The following is a 20,032-nucleotide window of genomic DNA, read 5'->3' on the forward strand; positions in this document are numbered from 1 at the left end:
CGTGCTTTTGATTTCCATGGCTAGCGCCAAGGCGGGTTGGCCTTGGCACCGATAAATATGACGTTTTGCTAAATCAGCAAATAGAAGGTTGCGAAGGTCAGTGGGCCGGTTATAGCCAAACCCTGAGGGCCGAAACCGACCCAATCCTGCCGTTCGTCTGCTTAATCAGACTCATCGAACGCCTCGAAACGTGGGGCGGTTCAGTGCTTCATGCGAAGGGGGGCCGGCTCATATGGGCAGATGCCTGCACAAGGACAACGCATCGCTCTTTAGCACGTGTGACTGCGTTATAGAGCAAACGCCTCTTCTGGTCGTCGCTGCCACCGACCGCTGCCGGCCAGAGAACAATGACGTTGTCGAACTCACGGTTTTTGGCACCGTGAACCGTCATCCCCTTCCATCCGCGAACTTCGCTTCTTCGAGATTGGCGGCGCTGGGAGAACGACTGCTCGACCAACTTCATGACCTCTTGCTTTGAGAACTCCAACTTCGCCCGGGTTCGACGTTGAATCTCCAGCCATTCGGTGACATCCCTGGCTGTCCTAGCGTCACCGGCAGCCGCGAGGACGGCCATGATGGAGGGGCCGTCGGCTTGGTCCGCAAGTTCGATCGTGGCGAGGTATTCGGTTGCAGCTTTAGCCTCTGACTGTTCCCATGCGATGCTGTACGGACCTGCCCCCCTCTTGGTCTTATTGGCAGCAGCCCAGGTCAACGCACCTTTGGCGAACGCTCCAAGGGTCGGTGTGATAATCGCAACACTCTTGCCTCCGCCGTACCAGCTCAAATTAGAGTTGATCCATGCCCCAGCCAAGGGTGGTGTCGACGTCTGCGCTACCACGAAGAATTTCTCTGACTTAGCCGCTTCCCCAGCACGAATCGCCCTAGCTGCATTGAGCAGCTCATCAACGTTGGTCCGACGGGGTTGCGTGAGTTCTTCAGGGGCGCATACCTGAGAGAGCCAAGCGCATGCCGGGTTGGGTCGAAGCTCTTCGTTCAAGCATTGAAACTCGTCAGCAGCTACGAACACCTCCAACCTGTTGGCCAGGCCTGCCACCATGCCGAGGCGATTCACGGTCATGTCTTGGGCTTCGTCCACGACAAGGATAGGAAATGTCGCCGCCACCCAGCTTTGGATCTCCTTGACCTGTGCGAGTGCACTGGCAGCTTCACATACGCGTTCGTACTCACTCGGTTGGATGTTTGAATAGCCGAGAGCGGAGGCAAGCGAACGCCAACGCCGGAACAAACGCCATGCGAAGCTGTCGATGGTCGTGCATTCCGTCTTGCCCTTCAGGTTTTGAAGAATCCCCAGACGCTCTTCCAAGCGCCTACGAGATCCATGCATGAAAGTGAGAGCCAGGACTTTCTGACCGCTTTGGAGAGGCGTTACTTCCAGATATGCAGACAGGGACTCCATGAGCATGTGGGTCTTGCCGCAACCAGCACCGCCAGTAAACGCGCGGACCGTCACGGCTGAAACACCCACACCCCATGGGCTCCACGAACAAACCGCTGTGTAGCGTCGTCGCCAGCACAAGCACAGGCCAGACCGCTCAGGATATCTGCTGCCCGCTCTCGACATGCTGGCGTCGTAGAGATGGCTTCCGTGATACTTTCATAAGCGATGATGTCCATCTTCTTGCCTTTCAGATACGCCACGACATCGGCGCTCGAGGTAGGAGGCTGCGGGGATATCTCCGCAAGCTTGGCCACCACTGTAGCCTCGTCCGCATTGAGAATCCAACCGACGGCATCCTCAATCATTGCCCCATCGTTCCAACGGATGATTGAGCTGGGCGGTTCGGCGTCCTGCCGCAGTTGATCTACGTACTCCAGCCCGGCTGCATCGCCGTCGACAAGGCAGCACACACGTTTGTGGAGGCGCTTCATCAGCCTGTGGGTTTCGATGACATTTGCGTCTTCTGTAGGAACCACGCCGACTTCGATGCCGAAGGGGCGCCTCATTGTTTCGATCCATCCTTCGGTCATCATCAACGGCCGGAGGATACAACGCAGCAGTTGGAAATCGGCACGGCCCTCTGGAACGAGGAGTGCTGGCTGCATCAGGGAACTCAGCACGTCAATCCGGCTGTGCTGGAAGAACTTACGCATCCAGTTTGGGGCCGTTGCAGTAAGCGGGCTTGCCAGGAATGGTTCGGCTGAAAGAACGCCGTCGTGCTTTTTCAAGATCAGCACAGAGGTCGGATCTGCCATGCTAGCCACAAGCGGCGAGTGGGTCGTGACAAAAGTTTGGGTGGAGAGAGCTTGAATCCGTTGAACCAACCGCTGCTGCGCAGACGGTGGTAGATGAACTTCCGGCTCCTCCAATGCCATCAGAAACTCACCACCACTTGCAGCGCGGGCGCGACCGAGCTCAAGCAGCAGTAGTAGGCCCTGCATGGACACCAGGCCGCTACCCTGTCTCGCAGCAGGAATACTGAAGCCATCCGTTCCAGCAAAGTGGGCTGAAACTGCCTCCATCACAGACCGGCTGTCGGTGTTCGTGAGCCTCAACTGGACTTTCGGAGCATTCGGGAATGAGAGCGCAAGCTCGTTGTTCAGATTCTGGATCAGCGGTTGAATACCGGGATCAGCATCGATTGGCTGAGCCGGTGCCCGCAAGCGGTCTCGTTCGGCGAGCAGTGCATCTGCTGGCTGAGCAGCTGCCGCCAACACGGTGCGCTTGAAGAGCTCGTTCCCCCATGAAAAGACTTTGTCCCAGGTCCGGCTCGCGCGCACGAGATAGAAACTCAGTTCCTGTATGAGCTTACCTGGGACGGAGGCCGGTGCCTCATCAGCGAACGGATCGATGGGTTCATCGTGGTCATGGAAGTAGCGCATGGTCTCCACGGCCAAGCTGTCTTGGTCGAAGCGCGCTTGAACGCCGAGCTGACAGCACAGCTTCCAGGCAGGGTTGTTGCGTGTAGGATGCACGTGGCCTGTCGCTTCGTCAAGCCATTTGACAACCGCTCTCCCATCACGAAACCACTGGCTACTCTGTTCTGGGTCGTCACCAGGAAAATCAGTGACCGTTGCTACAACTTTGATCCTATCAGCTGCCTGTGGGTTGGACCCGAAGAAATCATGCTCGGTCAGTTCGCGAACAAGGCGATCTCTACCAAGCACGAGAGTCAAAGCTTCGATCAGGGTAGTTTTGCCGGTGTTGTTGTCTCCGACAAGAACTGAATGTTTGCCGAACTGCACAAAGCCCCTTTTGACGCCCCGAAAGTTCTCGATTCTCAAGTTGGCTATTCGCATCCTTCTCTTCCTTTTTGTGAGTATTCAGACCACGAGCCCCGTCCGCCAAGTGCCCTTACCTGCTAGGAGACTTCCAGCGCCTCCTATCGAGACAAGCTGGCGCCAAGTGCGATCTAGTGCGACATTTCTGTCTTGGCTCTTCGGCTACGGCTCAACAGTCCAGCGACGATGGCCTCCGTGACGCGCAGTCAGGAGACGAGGGCGGGCATGGGCAAAGGCCATTCTCGCCGCTGCAACTGCGGACGAAGTCGGAACTGCCCGTTGCCTCAATCGGATCCACCAATGGCGGCTCCTGGCCGGAAGCCGACTCTCATTACTGAGAGTCTTGGCCCTCAACCTAGATCCGCTCAAGAAAGAGCACACTGCTCAATAATAATAGACGAAGGCCTCAGAGGCTGCATGCCATGTCGGAACCCGCATGCATAGCAATGCGAACATTCCTGTCCGCCGTCGGACCCAGCATGGCTTGTTGCCAACAAGCCTCCATGGGATGTGACGCATAAGCTCCCAACCGCTGTGGAGTTCGATCCCCCTGCCAAGCCATCTCCGACACTCCCTGCAAATGCACAATCAGATGCCGACTCGCAGCCTCCACCTCACTCTGCTCAAGAAAATCCAACCGATTCGCCCAATCCTGCATCATCACCCGTCCCTGCTCCACATACTGGGCGTGGTTGTAAATCGCACTGATCCGATTCGGATCCGCATGCGACAACTGCGCATCTACCCATACTCGCGGATACCCAATCTCATTCAACGCCGTTGACATCGTCGCGCGCAGCCCATGCCCGGTGAGCCGCCTGTCATACCCCATGCGCTTCAACGCAAAGTTGACGGTGTTTTCACTCATACGATTCGTCCATCGCACCACGCTCGCAAACAGGTACTTCTGCGCAGGCTTGAAATCATCCAACAACTCCCGAACGACCGCCTGTGCCTGGATCGATAACGGCACAATATACGGAGGCAGGTCATCCACCCGCACACACTTCCTGCGAATCAGCATCTTGTGCTGTCTTAGTTCGGGATACATGCCCAAGGACATCCGTGACTGCTTGCCCAGCCAGTGGTAACGGAAATGCCACGCCTTGCTGCCTTTTGCCGAAACGAACAGCGACAAGCCATCGTAGTCGCCCAAGGTGTATGTTTCCCCTGTCGCCTTCGCGTTACGAACATGCAAATCAGTGAGCGCCGTGCTTCAACTCCAAATCCCAGATTAGACAGGACAGGAGTCATGGTGACTGTTCCAGCGGCGCTCTGACAGCAACAATGCGGTACGCCAGCCCACCCTATTGATGGACTAAAAAATGTACTTATTTGGAGTGGCTGTAGGTGGATTTCCCTGGATGTCAGTGGACATCCCTCAGAAGGAAATTCCCTTTTGGATCAAAAACTTGATCCCTCAATGGGCGTCCATGGCTTTCCTTGGCCGTCCATGGATGGAGCGGGTGAAGGGAATCGAACCCTCGTCTTATGCTTGGGAAGCATCTTCTCTACCATTGAGATACACCCGCCTGCCCCGGCTGCGGGCGGCGATGACGCCGGCCTGCCTGGCGCCTGCCATAATTGCAGGCGACGAATTATAGCGCTACCTTGGCATTCTTGCCGCGCAAGAATACATTTTTGCCGCCCTCGCGTGAAAGAGCTTTCGGCAATCACTACAATCATGGCTATGAATATGACTTCCCCACAAAATCCCGACTTGCCGTCCGACCCGGACGGCGGTCTTCAAGCGCCCGCAAGCGCGGCCCCGGCGGCCGGCAATGCCGCCACCTCCACCGCGCCATCGGGCACCAGCCACATCCGCAGCTTCGTGCACAGGCGCGCCCACATCACGCCGGGGCAGAAAGAAGCCCTGGACCGCCTGTTGCCGCAGTGGTCCCTGCCCTACCGCCGCGCCACACTGGATTTTTCCAAGGCGTTCGGGCGCTCCGCGCCCACCGTCCTGGAAATCGGCTTCGGCATGGGCGAAACCACCCAGAAAATCGCGGCCGCCCGGCCGGAGGACAATTTCCTGGGGGTCGAGGTGTTCAATGCGGGCGTAGGCGCCATGCTCAAGCTCATCGAAGAAACCGGCCAGACCAATATCCGCATCATCCAGCACGACGCGGTCGAAGTCGCCCGCGACATGATCGCGCCGGACTCTCTGGCCGGCGTGCACATCTATTTTCCCGACCCATGGCCCAAGAACCGCCATCACAAGCGCCGCCTGATCCAGCCGCCCTTCATCGCGCTGCTGGCCAGCCGCATCGCGCCGGGAGGCTATATCCATTGCGCCACCGACTGGGAAAACTACGCCGAGCAGATGCTGGCGGTGCTGGGCGGCGAGCCCAGCCTGGCCAACACCTCGTCCGAAGGCTACGCCCTGCGGCCCGACTTCCGTCCCCAGACGAAATTCGAGACGCGCGGCCTGCGCCTGGGGCACGGCGTCTGGGACCTGATTTTCACCCGCAAGTAATGGCAAGATGCCGACCACCAGCCGGCCTCCCGTGGCCGGCCCGACATAGACATAAGGAATGTTGACGTGTATCCGGAAATTCAACCCTATTCCCAAGGCTTTTTGCATACCGAAGACGGCCACCGCGTGTATTGGGAACTTTGCGGCAACCCCGAAGGCAAGCCGGCGATTTTCCTGCATGGCGGCCCCGGCGGCGGCTGCTCTCCGGCCCACCGGCGGCTTTTCAACCCGGAACGCTACAACATCCTGCTGTTCGATCAGCGCGGCTGCGGCAGGTCCACCCCGCACGCCAGCCTGGAAAACAACAGCACCTGGGACCTGGTGGCCGACATGGAACGCCTGCGCGCGGAAGTGCTGCAAACCGAAAAAGCCCTGGTGTTCGGCGGTTCCTGGGGCTCGACGCTGGCGCTGGCCTATGCCCAGACCCACCCGCGGCGCGTCAGCGAACTCATCGTGCGCGGCATCTTCACGATCCGGCGCGAGGAACTGCGCTGGTTCTACCAGGAAGGCGCGTCGTGGCTTTTTCCCGACCAATGGGAAGACTATCTGGCGCCCATCCCCGAAAACGAGCGCCACGACCTGATGGCGGCCTACCGCAAGCGGCTCACCGGCGACGACCGCAAGGTCCAGCTGGAAGCGGCGCAGGCCTGGACCCAATGGGAAAGCCACACCATCACGCTGCTGCCCAACGCGGCCCACCTGCTGGAACACGCCGCCGATGATTCGGCCCTGGCCTTCGCCCGCATCGAGAACCACTATTTTGTGCATAATGGCTTCATGGAGGAAGGCCAGCTGCTGCGCAACGCCCATCTGCTGCACGCCATTCCGGGGGTCATCATCCAGGGCCGCTACGACGTCTGCACGCCCGCAAAAACCGCCTGGGAACTGCACAGGGCCTGGCCGCAGGCCGAATTCCACCTGGTCGACGCCGCCGGCCACGCCTTCGACGAACCCGGAATACTGGCCAGGCTGATCGCCGCGACCGACAGGTTCAGCACCGCCCCCGCTAGAGTCGTCCTGTGACGGCGGCCGCGTTTCTTTTGTTTTTCAGGATCTGGATATGAACATCACCCTCAATGGCACACCTCGGCATCTTGAGCAGGTAAATACCATTGCCGAGCTGATCGCATTCCTGGGCTACCAGGGCAAGCGCATCGCCGTGGAAGCCAACGGCGACATCGTCCCCAAAAGCCGGCACGGCGACACCGCGCTGGCCGACGGCGACGAGATTGAAATCGTGGTGGCAGTGGGGGGCGGCTAGGCTGCCGCCCGGAAGTGCGGGCAGCCCCGTGCTTCCCGCCGGCCGCTAGCGCAGGCCGCCGAAACCGCCCTTGCCCATGCCTTTGAGGCCGCCCATGGCGCGCATCATCTTCGCCATGCCGCCCTTCTTCATCTGCTTCATCATGCCCTGCATCTGATCGTACTGCGCCAGCATGCGGTTGACTTCCTGCACGGCCACTCCCGCTCCCGCCGCGATGCGGCGCTTGCGCGACGCCTTCAACAGTTCGGGCTTGGCGCGCTCGGCCGGCGTCATCGAATTCAGGATGCCCTCGGTGCGGCGCAGCTGCTTTTCCGCCTGGCCGCCCTGCAACTGGCCCGCCGCCTGGGCGAACTGGGCCGGCAGTTTCTCGAGCAGCGAGCTCATGTCGCCCATTTTCTTGACCTGCTGCAGCTGATCGCGGAAATCGTTGAGATCGAAGCGATTGCCCGACTTCATCTTGGCCGCCAGCTTTTCGGCGTCGGCCATGTCGATATTCTTTTGCGCCTGCTCCACCAGCGACACGATATCGCCCATGCCCAGCACGCGCTGCGCCATGCGTTCCGGGTGGAAGGGCTCCAGGCCGTCGAGCTTTTCGGACAGACCGACGAACTTCAGCGGCTTGCCGGTGACGTGGCGCACCGACAGGGCCGCCCCGCCGCGCGCATCCCCGTCCATCTTGGTGAGCACCACGCCCGTCAAGGGCAAGGCGTCGGCAAAAGCCCGCGCCACATTGACCGCGTCCTGTCCCTGCATGGCGTCGACCACGAAGAGCGTTTCGATAGGCTTGAGCAGATCATGCAGGGCGCGGATTTCGCGCATCATGGCTTCGTCTATGCCCAGGCGCCCGGCCGTGTCGACGATAAGCACTTCGTAGTGATGACGCCTGGCGTGGTCCAGGGCCGCGCGCGCGATGTCTTCCGGCTTCTGCGACGCGTCCGAGGGCAGGAAATCGACCTTGACCTGGTCCGCCACCGCCTTGAGCTGTTCAATGGCCGCCGGGCGATACACGTCGGCGCTGACGACCAGCACTTTCTTCTTGCCGGTCTTCTTGCCGTTCTGTACATGGCCGCCTTCGCTCAGCCACTTGGCCAGCTTGCCGGTCGTCGTCGTCTTGCCGGCCCCCTGCAGGCCCGCCATCAATATCACGGCGGGCGGCTGCGTCGCCAGGGACAGCTCGCTGGCGTCCGCGCCGAGGTCGCCCCCCATCAGGGCGGTGAGCTCCTTGTGGACTATGCCCACCAGCGCCTGGCCGGGATTCAGGCTGCCGGCGACATCCTGGCCCAGCGAGCGTTCCTTGACGCGGGCGATGAAATCGCGCACCACGGGCAGCGCCACGTCGGCCTCGAGCAAGGCCATGCGCACCTCGCGCAGCATATCCTGCGTATTGGCCTCGGTCAGGCGTGCCTGGCCGCGCATGGTCTTGACGACGCGGGAAAGTCGTTGAGTAAGATTGTCGAGCATAACGATGGTTTCGCTTAAACTAGTTGAACTTTCGGTATCCGGACTAAAATAATCCGGTTGGGGCTTGCCCTGTACTGTATAACCAGAACTCAAGGGACTATGTCTGCAGGCATTGTATTTCACTTGCTGGCCGCACTGGCTTACGCCGTGCTGGCCATCTCGCTTTGGCGGCCGCTGAGCAAGGGCGGCTCGCAGGTCGCCACCGGCAAAGTGCGCCGGGTCTGCCTGGCCAGCGCGATCGTGCTGCACGGCATCGCCCTGGCCCAGGCCATACTTCCACAGCATAGCCTGCATCTGGGCTGGGCGCTGGCCCTGTCGGCCGCCATCTGGCTGGGCATGGTCATATTCTGGCTGGAACACCTGGTCATGCGCATAGACGGGCTGCTGCTCATTCTACTCCCCGCGGCCACCGTCGCCGCCCTGCTGGCCGGCCTGTTTCCCCACGGGCATATTGTGGCCCACGCCAATAACGAATGGCTGCGCGTACACCTGATCATCGCCCTCACCGCCTACGGCCTGATCACCGTCGCCGCCCTGCAGGCCATGCTCATGACCGCCCTCGACCGCCAACTGCACAAGCCCATAGAACAGGAATCCAACCGCAGCATCCTGGGCCGCGCGCTGGACACCATGCCTCCCCTGCTGCTGCAGGAAGTCCTGCTGTTCCGCCTGATCTGGATAGGCTTCGCGATCCTGACGCTGACCGTCGTCACCGGAGCCATCGTGTCCATGCGCCTGACCAGCGAACTGGCGCCCATGGACCACAAAACCGTCTTCACCCTGCTGTCGTGGTTCACCTTCGGCATCCTGCTGCTGGGCCGCTACATGCGCGGCTGGCGCGGGCGCCTCGCCTTGCGCTGGACCCTGGTGGGCTTCGCATTCCTGCTGCTGTCCTACAGCGGCAGCCGTTTTGTGCTCGACGTCATTCTGCAACGAGGCTAATGTGGGAAAAGTATTATTCTGGGTGGTGCTCATCATCGGCGCCTTGATGCTCGCCCGCATCGTGGCCCGCCAGAACGAAAGAGGCCAGGCCGGCGGCCGCCAGCCCAAACAGGCGCCCAGGCGCGGCGCGCCGCCGGTGGAACACGCCGAGCCCATGGTCCGCTGCGAACATTGCGGCATCCACATGCCCCGCTCGGAAGCCGTCCTCAGCAACGGCCATATCTGGTGCAGCACGGAGCACGCCAAGCTGGGCGTGCGCAAGTGACCGCGCTGGTCCTGGACCGGCACGGCTGGCTTAAAGCCCATCCCGGCGTGACGCGCGCGCCGTCCCCCAACCACGACGCGCGGGCGGCCGGCGACGACGCCTTCCTGCTCGTCATGCACAACATCAGCCTGCCCCCCGGCGTCTTCGGCGGCACGGAAATCGTCGACCTTTTCCTGAACCGGCTGGACTACGACGCCCATCCCTGGCTGCCGCGCCTGCGCGGCCTCAAGGTATCGGCCCACTTCCTGGTGCGCCGCGACGGCGGCATCGTGCAGTTCGTCTCCACCTACAAGCGCGCCTGGCACGCCGGCGTCTCGGCGTTCGCCGGGCGCGAGCGCTGCAACGACTTCTCGATAGGCATAGAAATGGAAGGCACGGACACCGCGCCCTACACCCCGGAACAGTACCGGGCCCTGGCCGCCCTGCTGCCGGCGCTGCGCCAGCAGCATCCACTCCGGGCCGTCAGGGGCCACGAGCACATCGCCCCCGGCCGCAAGACCGACCCCGGCCCCTCATTCGACTGGGAGCGCTTCGGACGGGAGAACGGCTGGTTCCGGCGGCAACTGCCGCCGGCTTAGGGTCGAGGCTGTTACTGGCGCAGAGGAATATACCGGATTGCGCGCCGTTGGCGCCCTCAAGAAGTGCCGTTCAACCTTTTGATTTGACAGGCCTTTTTGCCGCCGGGCCGCCCCAAGGCAAAAACCGTCCCTTGGGATGAGCCCGGACACAGAACAGTCCCCTGCGGACTGTTCTGCGCCTGGCGAATCCGAGCGGCATGCAAGCCGCGAGGTGGGATGAGCCCGGACACAGAACAGTCCCCTGCGGACTGTTCTGCGCCTGGCGAATCCGAGCGGCATGCAGGCCGCGAGGTGGGCAGAGCCCGGACACAGAACAGTCCCCTGCGGACTGTTCTGCGCCTGGCGAATCCGAGCGGCATGCAGGCGCCAGGCGAGCGGCGACCGCATTAGCGGCGAAGCGTGGCCCTTAAGCGCCCGCGTTCAACAACAGCCGGTTCAGGCGCTTGACGAAAGCCGCCGGGTCGGCCAGATTGCCGCCTTCGGCCAGCATGGCCTGATCCAGCAGCAGCAAGGCCCACTCATTGAAATCGGCTTCCGGCGCATCCTGCATGCGGCCGATGAGCGCGTGTTCCGGATTGATCTCCAGAATAGGCTTGACCTCCGGCGCCGCCTGCCCCGCCGCCTGCAGCATGCGCATCAGGTGCGGGCTGAGCTCATTCTGATCCACCACCACGCAGGCCGGGGAATCCACCAGGCGGCCCGTTACGCGCACCTCTTTCACCCGCTCGCCCAGCGCCGTCTTCAGGCGCTCCACCAGAGGCTTGAAGGTTTCGGCGATTTCAGCCTGGTGCTTCTTCTCGTCCTCGTCGGCCAGCTGATCCAGATCCAGCCCGCCCTTGGCGATAGACGTCAGCGCCTTGCCCTCGAAGTCGCGCAGATAGGACAGCATCCATTCATCCACGCGGTCCGACAGCACCAGGACTTCCAGCCCCTTCTTGCGGAAAATCTCGAGGTGAGGACTGTTGCTGGCCGCCGCGTACGATTCGCCGCTGACATAATAAATCTTGTCCTGCCCTTCCTTCATGCGCCCCACATAATCGGCGAACGACACCGTCTGCGCCGCGCTATCGCCATGCGTCGACGCAAAGCGCAGCAGCTTGGCGATGCGGTCCTTGTTCGCCGCGTCCTCGCCCGCGCCCTCCTTGAGCACCTGGCCGAACTGCGTCCAGAACTCCGCGTACTGCTCCGGCTGGTTCTCAGCCAGGTCCTCAAGCAAGGACAGAATGCGCTTGGACGAACCCTCGCGGATGACGCGCACATCGCGGCTTTCCTGCAGGATTTCCCGCGACACATTCAAAGGCAGATCGGCCGTATCGATCACCCCGCGCACAAAACGCAGATAATTCGGCAGCAATTGCTCCGCATCATCCATGATGAAGACACGCTTCACATACAGCTTGACGCCGCGGCGCCCGTCGCGGTCCCAGAGATCCATGGGAGCATGCTTGGGGATATACAGCAGCTGCGTATATTCGCTGCGCCCTTCCACCCGGTTGTGCGTCCACGCCAGCGGATCATCGTAATCGTGGGCGATATGCTTGTAGAACTCCTTGTACTGCTCATCCGTGATGTCCGACTTGGACCGCGTCCACAAGGCGCTCGCCTGGTTCACCGTCTCCCATTCATTCTTCTTGACCTGCTCCGCCTTTTCGGCGTCCCACTCCTCCTTCTGCATCTGGATAGGCAGAGAAATATGGTCGGAATAATGACGCAGCACTTCGCGCAGCTTCCAGCCATTCAGGAACTCATCCTCGCCATCGCGTAGATACAGGGTCACGGACGTACCGCGATCCGCCTTCTCCACCGGCGCCACCGTAAAATCGCCCTCGCCTTCGGACTCCCACATCACGGCTTCCGTTTCCGCCACACCCGCGCGGCGGCTCAGCACCGACACCTTCTTGGCCACGATAAAGGCCGAATAAAAGCCCACCCCGAACTGGCCGATAAGCTGGGCGTCTTTCTGGCTATCGCCAGTAAGCTTGGAAAAGAATTCCCGGGTGCCCGAACGGGCGATCGTGCCCAGATGGTCCACCGCTTCATCGCGCGTCATGCCGATGCCATTATCTGAAATCGTGATCGTGCGCTGATCCTTGTCGAATTCGACGCGGATTCGCAGATCGGTGTCACCCTGGAAAAGCTCGGGATGATCAATCGCCTCGAAACGCAGCTTGTCGCAGGCGTCCGACGCATTCGAGACCAATTCGCGCAGGAATATTTCTTTGTTGCTGTACAGGGAATGAATCATCAGATGCAGCAACTGCTTCACTTCGGCTTGAAAGCCCAAGGTTTCTGACGAGGAGACGGGCGTATCAGTTTGACTCATTGTTAGACCACGCAAAAAAAGATAATTATTCAATAAAAACAAATCCCTGGATCATCCCCAAGGGAAATCGCAGGAAATCCGGCCAGCGGCGCCCGGCCATTCGCGCCGCCTGGCGGCAACGAAGACATCGGCGCAAACAGCGACCCGGCAGCGCCGGCGCCAAGCTGGAAGTCCCAACATAATGGGGCCGATGCGGAAATTTTCAAGTGTGCGTATAATTACGCCTTTCTGCCACGTCCTGTGCAACACAGGGCGATCTGCTTGAATGCCCGGGTGGTGAAATTGGTAGACGCAGGGGACTCAAAATCCCCCGCCGCAAGGCGTGCCGGTTCGATTCCGGCCCCGGGCACCAACTGCTTGTTCCAAACAGGTTCAAGACGCACCAAATACTGGGCTCTTCCCCATTAACGGGGGATGGGCACTCATTACACTCAGTTAATTACACCATTCCAACCGCATTGGGCCAAGACTCTCATGCGGTAATTCATGACCTGTCCCGGCTTTTTCGATCCAAGGTAACTTGAGATAATGGCCTCTTCGATAGCGAGAGGCAAATGAAGAAGACGCGATACAGCGACGAGCAGATCGTGCGGATCCTGCGCGAGACCGACAAAGACACCGTTGCCGAGGTGGCCAAGCGCCACGGCGTGAGCGAGGCGACGATCTATGCGTGGCGCAAGAAGTTCGGCAGCATGGAGACCGACGAAGTCAAACGGCTCAAAGCGTTGGAAGGGGAGAATGCCAGGAATATCCCAGCTGGCGCAACGTGGCATTCATTCGGCGGCCTAGCTTCAAGTACAGCTTTACTGCACGTAAACGATCCTCATACGAATACATGAACTACTCCCCAAGTAGTCCAAGATTTTGTCCGCACCCCCAAGGGGTCAAAATTCAATTGCCGTTGACACCAATTATCTAGAATTTACTTTGATTAGATCATATATCCATTTGAAATTGTCGGTAATTGGAAGACAGGGCGGGCCCTTACATACAATCTGAACGGGTGACATCATCGAATGCGCAGCGATCACGATAGACCGGAATCGGCGGTCATCTTCACCTGAATCCGCAATTGCCATAGTCTTATAATAGCCCACCGCATAAACCAGCGAGCAAATACCAGCGGACCAAAGTATTGGAGAGTGCTCCTTCTCACCCAATCGTTTTGTGCTATTTATTGCTGCGGTCGTATATCAATTGCGATTGGCCCTCGATAGTTGAAGTAGAGTAGGAATTCGATTTCCGATTGGTTTTGTATGGATTGCCAAGTATCTATCGAAATTTTTCCTCGCTTAAAGAAAGTGTTAAATCGAAGCTCTGCGCATTTGATAAACCCATAGCCTGCCTGCCTAGTAATAACTAGCCCTTTAAAACGTTTGGGTTGGCCATCTAGCTCGCAGACGGGAAAGCTAATTCTATCTCTCTCAGTTAGATATGCATCGCGAAGTTGTTTAAATTCATTGTTTCCTTTGTCGACGTCTCCGTAGAGAAGGTTGCATCGTGCAAAAAAATAGCGAGCCTCGTAATGGCTGTCTCCGTCGGAGAAACTACGTCTAAGAAAAGAAAGAATGGATTCCGCATTCCCGAATTCATCCTTTTTAATTAAAGCTTTTGCTAAAGACAGATTGGCACTTTTATCGCTAGGGGCGGAGAGGACTGCGCCACGTAATACGGCTATGCCATCGTCTAATCCTTGCCCTCCCCCAGTTACCAGTGCATCTCCATAAACCCTAGAAATTGATATATTATCCGGGTTTTTCGCATGAAATCTTTCAAGTATTTCTAGTGCCTTGGGTTGATTTCCGAGTGTTTTAAGGAAATCCGTACGCAAAAGAGTCATAGGAGAATCATCTGGGTGTTTGAGTAGATAGCTCTCAATTAACGATGAAAGCTCCGAAGTGACACGTACGATAGATTGCTCACGGGCGTCTTGCGTAGAGTCAGATTTTGGATCTGTTTTTGGTGCAGTAAAAAACTCTTTTAGTTCATCGAGCAGCACTTGTCCTAGAAGGTGCTCAGGATATGAATTTCCTTTGGTCGAAAGTTGGGGCTTTAAAATGCTTCGCGCATCAGCTCGGTATCTTTCTCTCTCTACAAGTGTAGTTGCTTTGAGTGCTTTTTTTCGCAGCAGATTAGCCTTTGTATGCTGGATGCTAGAGTCTTTGTAGCCTGTTTCCCGGTTTGCGATCTCGGCCTTCTTAACATAGTCTGATGCTACATCGAGATTTCCCAAGCGATGATTTATTTCAAGGATCGCGCGTTGATGAAAAATGAATGCTTCTGGCGCACCATTTTTATCGGCTGCATCAAATACTGAGATTGCGAGATTTTTCTCTTCAAAAAGTTCCGCTAGACGCTTCCCTCTGACAAGTTCAAAAAATGACTTATTGTCACTGGAATAATTTAAATCAATTTTATCAAGAATGCGAATTAGCTGGTAAGCACGTTGTTTTGGATCAGTAATGGCTAACGAAAAAACTAGTTTTGCGATTTCAGAGTGGCGGCTTTGGTAGGTTATGTCTCGGTACCGTCTTTCATAATTGCTTCTGACTACGCGTGCTAACGGACCAATCAGCAGATCATTAAGTTTTGTAATTTCAACGCCACTAATTCTTGATAGCAGACCTGCGCGGACTCCGACTTCTGCTTGATGAAGAGTACAAATATCTAGATAGATTTGTTGAACTTCGCGTGGCGTAATTTTCTCAAATTCACTTACTAGAATGTTCTCAAAGCTATCACCAAAAGTTATTTCGTGAAGCGCGACTAGAAGCTGTTGGCTGTATAGTTTCTCTATAAAGAGCTTTTGCTCAATCTGTGTGTATTGATCGAGTGGTCCTAGAATTTTATGTTCTGAAAGTTTGCCAAGTAGGGGAGATACTTCACTATCGTCTAGGTCATGCAGTTCGAAGGTTTTCGAAATTTTCTTACTGAGTGTTTCTCCGTAAATATTGAATTCATTGGTTCTTCCGCACGCTATTACAGTAATCCGTATTTTTCTTGTAAATAGAGTCTGAAGCAGTGCAGTCAGTTCTTCTTGTTGCTCGATGGCGTCGTCTACAAAGAAATAAAGACGCGATTTTACTAATTGCTGTAGCTCTATGATTTGTTGGCTGCGAATTATTGAGCCTTCTTTTAGCCAAACAACTAAAGGCGAGTCTAGTAGTTTGCTCGTTTCAATTGCGACTCGCTTAGCTAATACGGATTTTCCGCAGCCGGCATATCCCTTAATGACAAAGAGCTTTGGCTCAGTGCTTTCTAGAGTATTTATGACTGCTGTATTAAGGATTTCGTTGGTTATTGCTCTAGTTACGTCGAACTCGGCGTAAATTGGTGAAAATGACGTATCTAGACCGCTATAGAAATCACGCGGTATAGGCTTTGCCATAGCGGGAGCTAATGGCTCGATATGTAGCAGTTCCTCATACAGGTACTGTACTAATGCGTCAGAAGGCTGATTGTGTGACGGGATCCACTTTGAAATCGACAATTTATCTTTGTCAAACAATGTCGCTAACAGCCTATTTTTTTCATGAATTTGGCTGTCGATAGCGTCAATAAAGTCCGAAAATGTCCCTGTATAGGGAAGGATTCGTCTTGCATACCAATAGCGTTGTTCAATATCGTCAAACTCAAGGTTGAGATATAGATAAGGATCGCGGATTTGGCTTTCGTCGCCTATGTCAAATAATATTTGTTTTATATTCTCATCACTGAGACTATAGCCACAAAATACAATGGGGCACTGTGTCGCCCATTCAGTGAACGCTTTTACTAAATTTTCGCGACCGTACTTAAATTTGGCATATTCCTGAGAGTCGAGAACAATTGGTACTGACGTGTCGGCGTAGTTGGTGATAGAACCGTGAAGTTTCAGATATGGAACGCTATTTTGCCCTGCTAGGGCGCGCTCTAATTCTTCACCATCTTTTGTGACAGGAGAAAGAGTTTGAAGAGCGTCAGACGACTCCGTATATGCCCGCTCGATGATGAGGTCATAGTTTGTGGTTACGATGGCTTTCCATCGAAATTTGGGTATTTTTAAATGGAATGGTGCAGGGCTAAGGGGAAGAAATGTGTCTCGGACGAAACTTTGTACCTTTGCAAGAGAGGCTTCATTTCGTGCATAGTCAGCCACTGTTAATAGATTTTTATTTTTATGTGCTCCGCCAAGGAACTTATCTGCGAGCATGTCCCGTAGTGTCGTGGCGTAAATCCTAGTTTCCTTGCCTTCGACCAAAGCATCAAATGATGCGCCTGCACCTAAGAATAAAATCGCGTTACCTGACTCGATTGCTGTTTTAATCGGTCCGGGAATTTTGTTTTGCATTGATTTCCGCCTGCAGTGCGATGTTAGATCATTGGGTCAATATGAAGTACAAAAACTGGCGACAGCCTATCCTGCACCAGCTTCTAACGCCTAATATTCCTTCGTCATGACTAAGCTTTGGGCACGCCAAAGCATCAGGTCAGAGTTGCACAAATTCGTTGAGGCTGATGTCCCCATTGATGAAGCGCTAGGCATGTTCGTCATCCGATGGACTCAGCGAGAACCCTTCCAAACTGACTGATGCTCGTGCGTAGTTAACTGCCGCTTCACGCCGGCTACGCTCGGCATCGGATAGTGTTTTATTTGGTTCTACCCCGTGCGTACCCTTCTCAGCCATGGGCTCTCCCCTGGTTTAGGTAACTCTATTTTACAAGACGTGGGATTTTTTGGTATCCGTCCGGGGAACAACGACGCAGCGCCGCGCGATAACGGCGCTGCCCGTTCCTGAAAAATGGATTTATTCATACTGGACTAATAAAGATCGGTTCGCAAGTTGACGCTTTCTAGCGTTTCTAAAAATTCATGATTGCCTTTCATGTAGGAAGAATAATGGCATTTCATAAACTGAATACCCATTAGGATTAGACGAATCTGTGCAAAATCAGTCAGATTGACGAGGGCGAGATATTGGCTTTGCCTGTCTGATATATCGAATCCATTTTCGTCGCTTAGCCGGTCCGATACGAGCTTAACTGCGACGTAGAAAGATCGCAGCATGCCAAATATATGATCAAGGTTATCAATTTGTTCGAGGTAACGAGTTACTCCGGCATTATCAGCCCCTCGATTCCTGAGGTCCTCTACCTCCCGCTCTACTTTTAATATGGCCGCGGTTCCCGTCACTTCTATTGGGGAACTTTCGCTCCCTAAGTTGACTTGCAAGTCTTTCAGTAGAGTTTTTTGAGAAACTATAACATTAAAGAAGAGCACACTGAAGGTCCTAACCATCTCTACTTTTTCATTGTTCTTGAGCTGATCCCTCAGACTTATATTCGCTTCATTCTGAAAATTCAGTGATTTGATGAGCAGAATGATAGCTATAAAGCTTAGAATTGGATTAAGGACACCACCGAAATAGTCGCCAAATTGGCCCCAGTCAGAGGACTCGCTAGATATTTTATAGCCTAACCCAAGGAAAAAATGAACCAGGTAAGCCGCTGTAGTTAGAAAGATCGCGAAAACGGCGGCACAAAGGGTCCCATTAATCATTTGTAGAATCCACTCACAATGTACTTTATTACTTTGCCATCACGAAGTGTTATGGGAGCCGCGATTATTCTCACATATTTCCAATCCGACTTCTCGATTCCATTGTTATGGTCAAGGTTCGTAGAGAACATCTTTTTGGCTTCAATTTTTACCTCTTTATATTTTGAGGCAAACCCAAAGGCTGTTGTTTCCTCCTCGCCTTGGATCTGAAGGCGCCCGTTACCCGTGTGAATGTTAAGTCTCGTAATGCTTGCAGTCAGTTCAACGGTCTCCTTAGACTTTTTGGCCTCAAGGGTCTTCGCCGTGTCGGAGTTGAACGTGGCTAATATCGTTTGATCATCTCTATTTTTTCTATATCTGATCTTTATTTCATGCTTGAATTTTGAGACCTCGTGGGCGTTCTTTATAGCGGATTTCCTGAGCTGTTCCGTCAGAGCCTCAGAAGTATCGCCAAGCTTGTCTATCACGCGCTGCGCTTTGTCGCTTAAAGGCTTGAGCTCTCCATATATCGCGTCGCTAAAATAATAAGAAATAATCTCCGCAAATGCCTGATGCCCTATAGCGTTGAATTTTCGCGTAAGCCCATCGTCGGCGATCTCTAAGCTAAATATCTGCCCATATGAACCTGAAAACGTATTCTTAAGCTGTGTTCTTACGCTTCCTTTATGTGATTGGCGTTCTGGCACCTCTCCGGTCAGGGTGGTTTCAGCGATACATCGGATAGCGTCAGACGTCCCTAACAATGAGGTCAGTCCGGCCTTCATATCCACCGAATATTCTGGAGTGTTTATTACGGCATCGAAATTGAGCGACATGGAAGGTTCCGAGAAGACATGTAAGCTTGGTTAGCAGATTGGCAATAATTGGTACTTATACTATAAGTATCAATTTATGAATAGACGTACGTCGCCTACCCCTCGAATGGCACCTGAATCAAGCTCGATGAAGATCAGGCGCTACGGGCGTCTTCGCTTTTTCCATGCAGCCACCACACTTTCGTTTCCAAGGCGATTTTTTTGTATGGGTGCAATCAGTGTGGCTGCATCAACTGCCTCGTCGCAGGTTTGCGCTTACAGCGTGGCGTAGCGGACGAAGCCGGTTTCAGGCTCGCTTGACATGCAAAGGAGAACTTGACGATCTCGGTCTTAGGCAGTGGCCCCAGCTGCAGCTTCTTGGTCGTACTCATCGCGAAGTCCCGCTGTTGAAGGGTAATCCCCCCGTAAAACCGCAGTGATCGAAGGTAGAATTTCCATAACAAGGAAATTCGCAATGAAGCAATCCCGATTCACCGACAGCCAGATCATGGCGATCCTGAAACAAGCCGAAGCCGGTACGCCCGTGCCAGAGTTGTGCCGCGAGCACGGCATGAGCAGCGCCTCGTTTTACAAGTGGCGCGCCAAATACGGCGGCATGGACACCTCCATGATGACGCGCATGAAGGAACTCGAATACTCGGCCCGGCAATCCGCAACAATAGGGCGACCCTTCAATGCGTGGGGCCGACGAAAGAAGCTGATAAGCGTCTTCACCTGTGGGCTTGGACATCTTCCCCGGCTTACTGTCCGGCCAAGCGATGCGGCGATTTTCAAAATCCACCCATGCCCATTCCAACAGCCAAATCTCGAACATTCGGGCAGCAAACGAAAACAGCAGGCGAATGCCCAATGTCAGCAGCCGATGCTCCAGGCCTTCCGCGTCGGCTCGATCCAGATACTCGTAGATGCGCCCCAACTCTTCATCAGTGATGAATCGCGTTGTGCCTTTCTCGGGATACATCGGGACATGACGGCAAGGATTCGATCCGTCGGGACGATAACCCCATACCTCTACCATGTTCAGCATTTTGCGTAAGCAGGCAAACCTCCGATTGGTCGTAGAGGGGATATGTGATTATCGCTGCATCACGGTACCAGCAACAATGCGATCCCAATGTCAATCCACTCCGTC

At 55.5% G+C, this 20,032-nt stretch carries 13 protein-coding genes, 2 tRNA genes and 6 pseudogenes; 9 read left to right on the plus strand and 12 right to left on the minus strand.

The window, feature by feature from the left end; genetic code table 11:
• Positions 1–208 precede the first annotated feature (208 nt).
• The 5 genes and pseudogenes from BUB23_RS27280 to BUB23_RS03800 all read right to left on the minus strand — a co-directional run bounded on the left by BUB23_RS27280 (position 209) and on the right by BUB23_RS03800 (position 4,772).
• Positions 209–1,582, minus strand: a complete 1,374-nt coding sequence (locus BUB23_RS27280) for an ATP-binding domain-containing protein (protein WP_281255536.1) — start codon at positions 1,580–1,582, stop codon at positions 209–211.
• Positions 1,468–3,258, minus strand: coding sequence for an ATP-dependent nuclease (locus BUB23_RS03790; protein WP_073101778.1), 1,791 nt, complete (start codon positions 3,256–3,258; stop codon positions 1,468–1,470). Before BUB23_RS03790 ends, BUB23_RS27280 begins: the two co-directional genes overlap by 115 nt.
• A 517-nt stretch (positions 3,259–3,775) precedes the next feature.
• Positions 3,776–4,279, minus strand: a pseudogene (locus BUB23_RS03795) (tyrosine-type recombinase/integrase); the annotation flags it as partial.
• A 9-nt stretch (positions 4,280–4,288) separates the two neighbouring features.
• Positions 4,289–4,438, minus strand: a pseudogene (locus BUB23_RS27765) (Arm DNA-binding domain-containing protein); the annotation flags it as partial.
• Between the two features lie 260 nt (positions 4,439–4,698).
• A tRNA-Gly gene (locus BUB23_RS03800) sits at positions 4,699–4,772 on the minus strand.
• A 158-nt stretch (positions 4,773–4,930) separates the two neighbouring features.
• On the opposite strand from BUB23_RS03800, the gene trmB reads away from it, so the two are divergent.
• The 3 genes from trmB (at position 4,931) to thiS (ending at position 6,977) form a co-directional block, all read left to right on the plus strand.
• Positions 4,931–5,716: a tRNA (guanosine(46)-N7)-methyltransferase TrmB gene (gene trmB / locus BUB23_RS03805; protein WP_073101780.1), complete on the plus strand. Its 786-nt coding sequence runs from the start codon at positions 4,931–4,933 to the stop codon at positions 5,714–5,716.
• Between the two features lie 66 nt (positions 5,717–5,782).
• Entirely contained in the window at positions 5,783–6,739 is a 957-nt protein-coding gene (pip, locus tag BUB23_RS03810; protein WP_073101781.1) for a prolyl aminopeptidase, read from the plus strand.
• 37 nt (positions 6,740–6,776) lie between these two features.
• Entirely contained in the window at positions 6,777–6,977 is a 201-nt protein-coding gene (gene thiS / locus BUB23_RS03815) for a sulfur carrier protein ThiS (RefSeq protein WP_073101782.1), read from the plus strand.
• Between the two features lie 45 nt (positions 6,978–7,022).
• Here thiS and ffh read toward each other — a convergent pair whose 3' ends face one another.
• Complete coding sequence (gene ffh, locus BUB23_RS03820; protein WP_073101783.1) at positions 7,023–8,438, minus strand: signal recognition particle protein; 1,416 nt, start codon at positions 8,436–8,438, stop codon at positions 7,023–7,025.
• 99 nt (positions 8,439–8,537) lie between these two features.
• Here ffh and BUB23_RS03825 point away from each other — a divergent pair, with 99 nt between their 5' ends.
• From BUB23_RS03825 to ampD, 3 genes are read left to right on the plus strand one after another with little or no spacing between them, the layout of a single operon-like run.
• A complete protein-coding gene (locus tag BUB23_RS03825; RefSeq protein WP_073101784.1) occupies positions 8,538–9,380 on the plus strand; it encodes a cytochrome C assembly family protein in 843 nt (280 codons plus the stop codon).
• Position 9,381: 1 nt separating this feature from the next.
• Positions 9,382–9,645 carry a PP0621 family protein gene (locus BUB23_RS03830; protein WP_073101785.1) on the plus strand — a complete coding sequence of 88 codons (264 nt, stop codon included), beginning with the start codon at positions 9,382–9,384 and terminating at the stop codon, positions 9,643–9,645.
• Positions 9,642–10,223 (plus strand): 1,6-anhydro-N-acetylmuramyl-L-alanine amidase AmpD, encoded by a 582-nt coding sequence (gene ampD, locus BUB23_RS03835; RefSeq protein ID WP_073101786.1) that lies wholly within the window; start codon positions 9,642–9,644, stop codon positions 10,221–10,223. The genes BUB23_RS03830 and ampD overlap by 4 nt, the downstream gene beginning before the upstream one ends.
• 406 nt (positions 10,224–10,629) lie before the next feature.
• On the opposite strand, the gene htpG is transcribed toward ampD, so the two are convergent.
• Positions 10,630–12,546 (minus strand): molecular chaperone HtpG, encoded by a 1,917-nt coding sequence (gene htpG, locus BUB23_RS03840; protein WP_073101787.1) that lies wholly within the window; start codon positions 12,544–12,546, stop codon positions 10,630–10,632.
• 267 nt (positions 12,547–12,813) lie between these two features.
• Here htpG and BUB23_RS03845 point away from each other — a divergent pair.
• Positions 12,814–12,898: transfer RNA gene (locus BUB23_RS03845), tRNA-Leu, on the plus strand.
• A 202-nt stretch (positions 12,899–13,100) separates the two neighbouring features.
• Positions 13,101–13,292: pseudogene (locus BUB23_RS26610) on the plus strand (transposase); the annotation flags it as partial.
• Positions 13,293–13,720: 428 nt separating this feature from the next.
• Here the strand turns inward: BUB23_RS26610 and BUB23_RS03855 are convergent.
• The 4 genes and pseudogenes from BUB23_RS03855 to BUB23_RS27285 form a co-directional block, all read right to left on the minus strand.
• Positions 13,721–16,876 (minus strand): SIR2 family NAD-dependent protein deacylase, encoded by a 3,156-nt coding sequence (locus BUB23_RS03855; protein WP_073101789.1) that lies wholly within the window; start codon positions 16,874–16,876, stop codon positions 13,721–13,723.
• A gap of 471 nt (positions 16,877–17,347) precedes the next feature.
• Entirely contained in the window at positions 17,348–18,085 is a 738-nt protein-coding gene (locus BUB23_RS03860) for a hypothetical protein (protein WP_073101790.1), read from the minus strand.
• Positions 18,082–18,900: a hypothetical protein gene (locus BUB23_RS03865; protein ID WP_073101791.1), complete on the minus strand. Its 819-nt coding sequence runs from the start codon at positions 18,898–18,900 to the stop codon at positions 18,082–18,084. The genes BUB23_RS03860 and BUB23_RS03865 overlap by 4 nt, the downstream gene beginning before the upstream one ends.
• Before the next feature lie 258 nt (positions 18,901–19,158).
• A pseudogene (locus BUB23_RS27285) lies at positions 19,159–19,271 on the minus strand (DUF2274 domain-containing protein); the annotation flags it as partial.
• Positions 19,272–19,354: 83 nt separating this feature from the next.
• On the opposite strand from BUB23_RS27285, the pseudogene BUB23_RS03870 reads away from it, so the two are divergent.
• Positions 19,355–19,534, plus strand: a pseudogene (locus tag BUB23_RS03870) (transposase); the annotation flags it as partial.
• Positions 19,535–19,552: 18 nt separating this feature from the next.
• Here the strand turns inward: BUB23_RS03870 and BUB23_RS27910 are convergent.
• Positions 19,553–19,969: pseudogene (locus tag BUB23_RS27910) on the minus strand (integrase); the annotation flags it as partial.
• Positions 19,970–20,032 lie beyond the last annotated feature (63 nt).

This window comes from Pollutimonas bauzanensis (genome assembly GCF_900129885.1).
In the GTDB taxonomy this organism is placed as follows: Bacteria; Pseudomonadota; Gammaproteobacteria; order Burkholderiales; family Burkholderiaceae_B; genus Pollutimonas; species Pollutimonas bauzanensis.

Bases quoted from the DNA above. Each gene is read 5' to 3' on its own strand.
- BUB23_RS27280 (WP_281255536.1), bottom strand. From the start codon at position 1,582: ATGTCGAGAGCGGGCAGCAGATATCCTGAGCGGTCTGGCCTGTGCTTG.
- BUB23_RS03790 (WP_073101778.1), bottom strand. From the start codon at position 3,258: ATGCGAATAGCCAACTTGAGAATCGAGAACTTTCGGGGCGTCAAAAGG.
- trmB (WP_073101780.1), top strand. From the start codon at position 4,931: ATGAATATGACTTCCCCACAAAATCCCGACTTGCCGTCCGACCCGGAC.
- thiS (WP_073101782.1), top strand. From the start codon at position 6,777: ATGAACATCACCCTCAATGGCACACCTCGGCATCTTGAGCAGGTAAAT.
- ffh (WP_073101783.1), bottom strand. From the start codon at position 8,438: ATGCTCGACAATCTTACTCAACGACTTTCCCGCGTCGTCAAGACCATG.
- BUB23_RS03825 (WP_073101784.1), top strand. From the start codon at position 8,538: ATGTCTGCAGGCATTGTATTTCACTTGCTGGCCGCACTGGCTTACGCC.
- htpG (WP_073101787.1), bottom strand. From the start codon at position 12,546: ATGAGTCAAACTGATACGCCCGTCTCCTCGTCAGAAACCTTGGGCTTT.
- BUB23_RS03855 (WP_073101789.1), bottom strand. From the start codon at position 16,876: ATGCAAAACAAAATTCCCGGACCGATTAAAACAGCAATCGAGTCAGGT.
- BUB23_RS03860 (WP_073101790.1), bottom strand. From the start codon at position 18,085: ATGATTAATGGGACCCTTTGTGCCGCCGTTTTCGCGATCTTTCTAACT.
- BUB23_RS03865 (WP_073101791.1), bottom strand. From the start codon at position 18,900: ATGTCGCTCAATTTCGATGCCGTAATAAACACTCCAGAATATTCGGTG.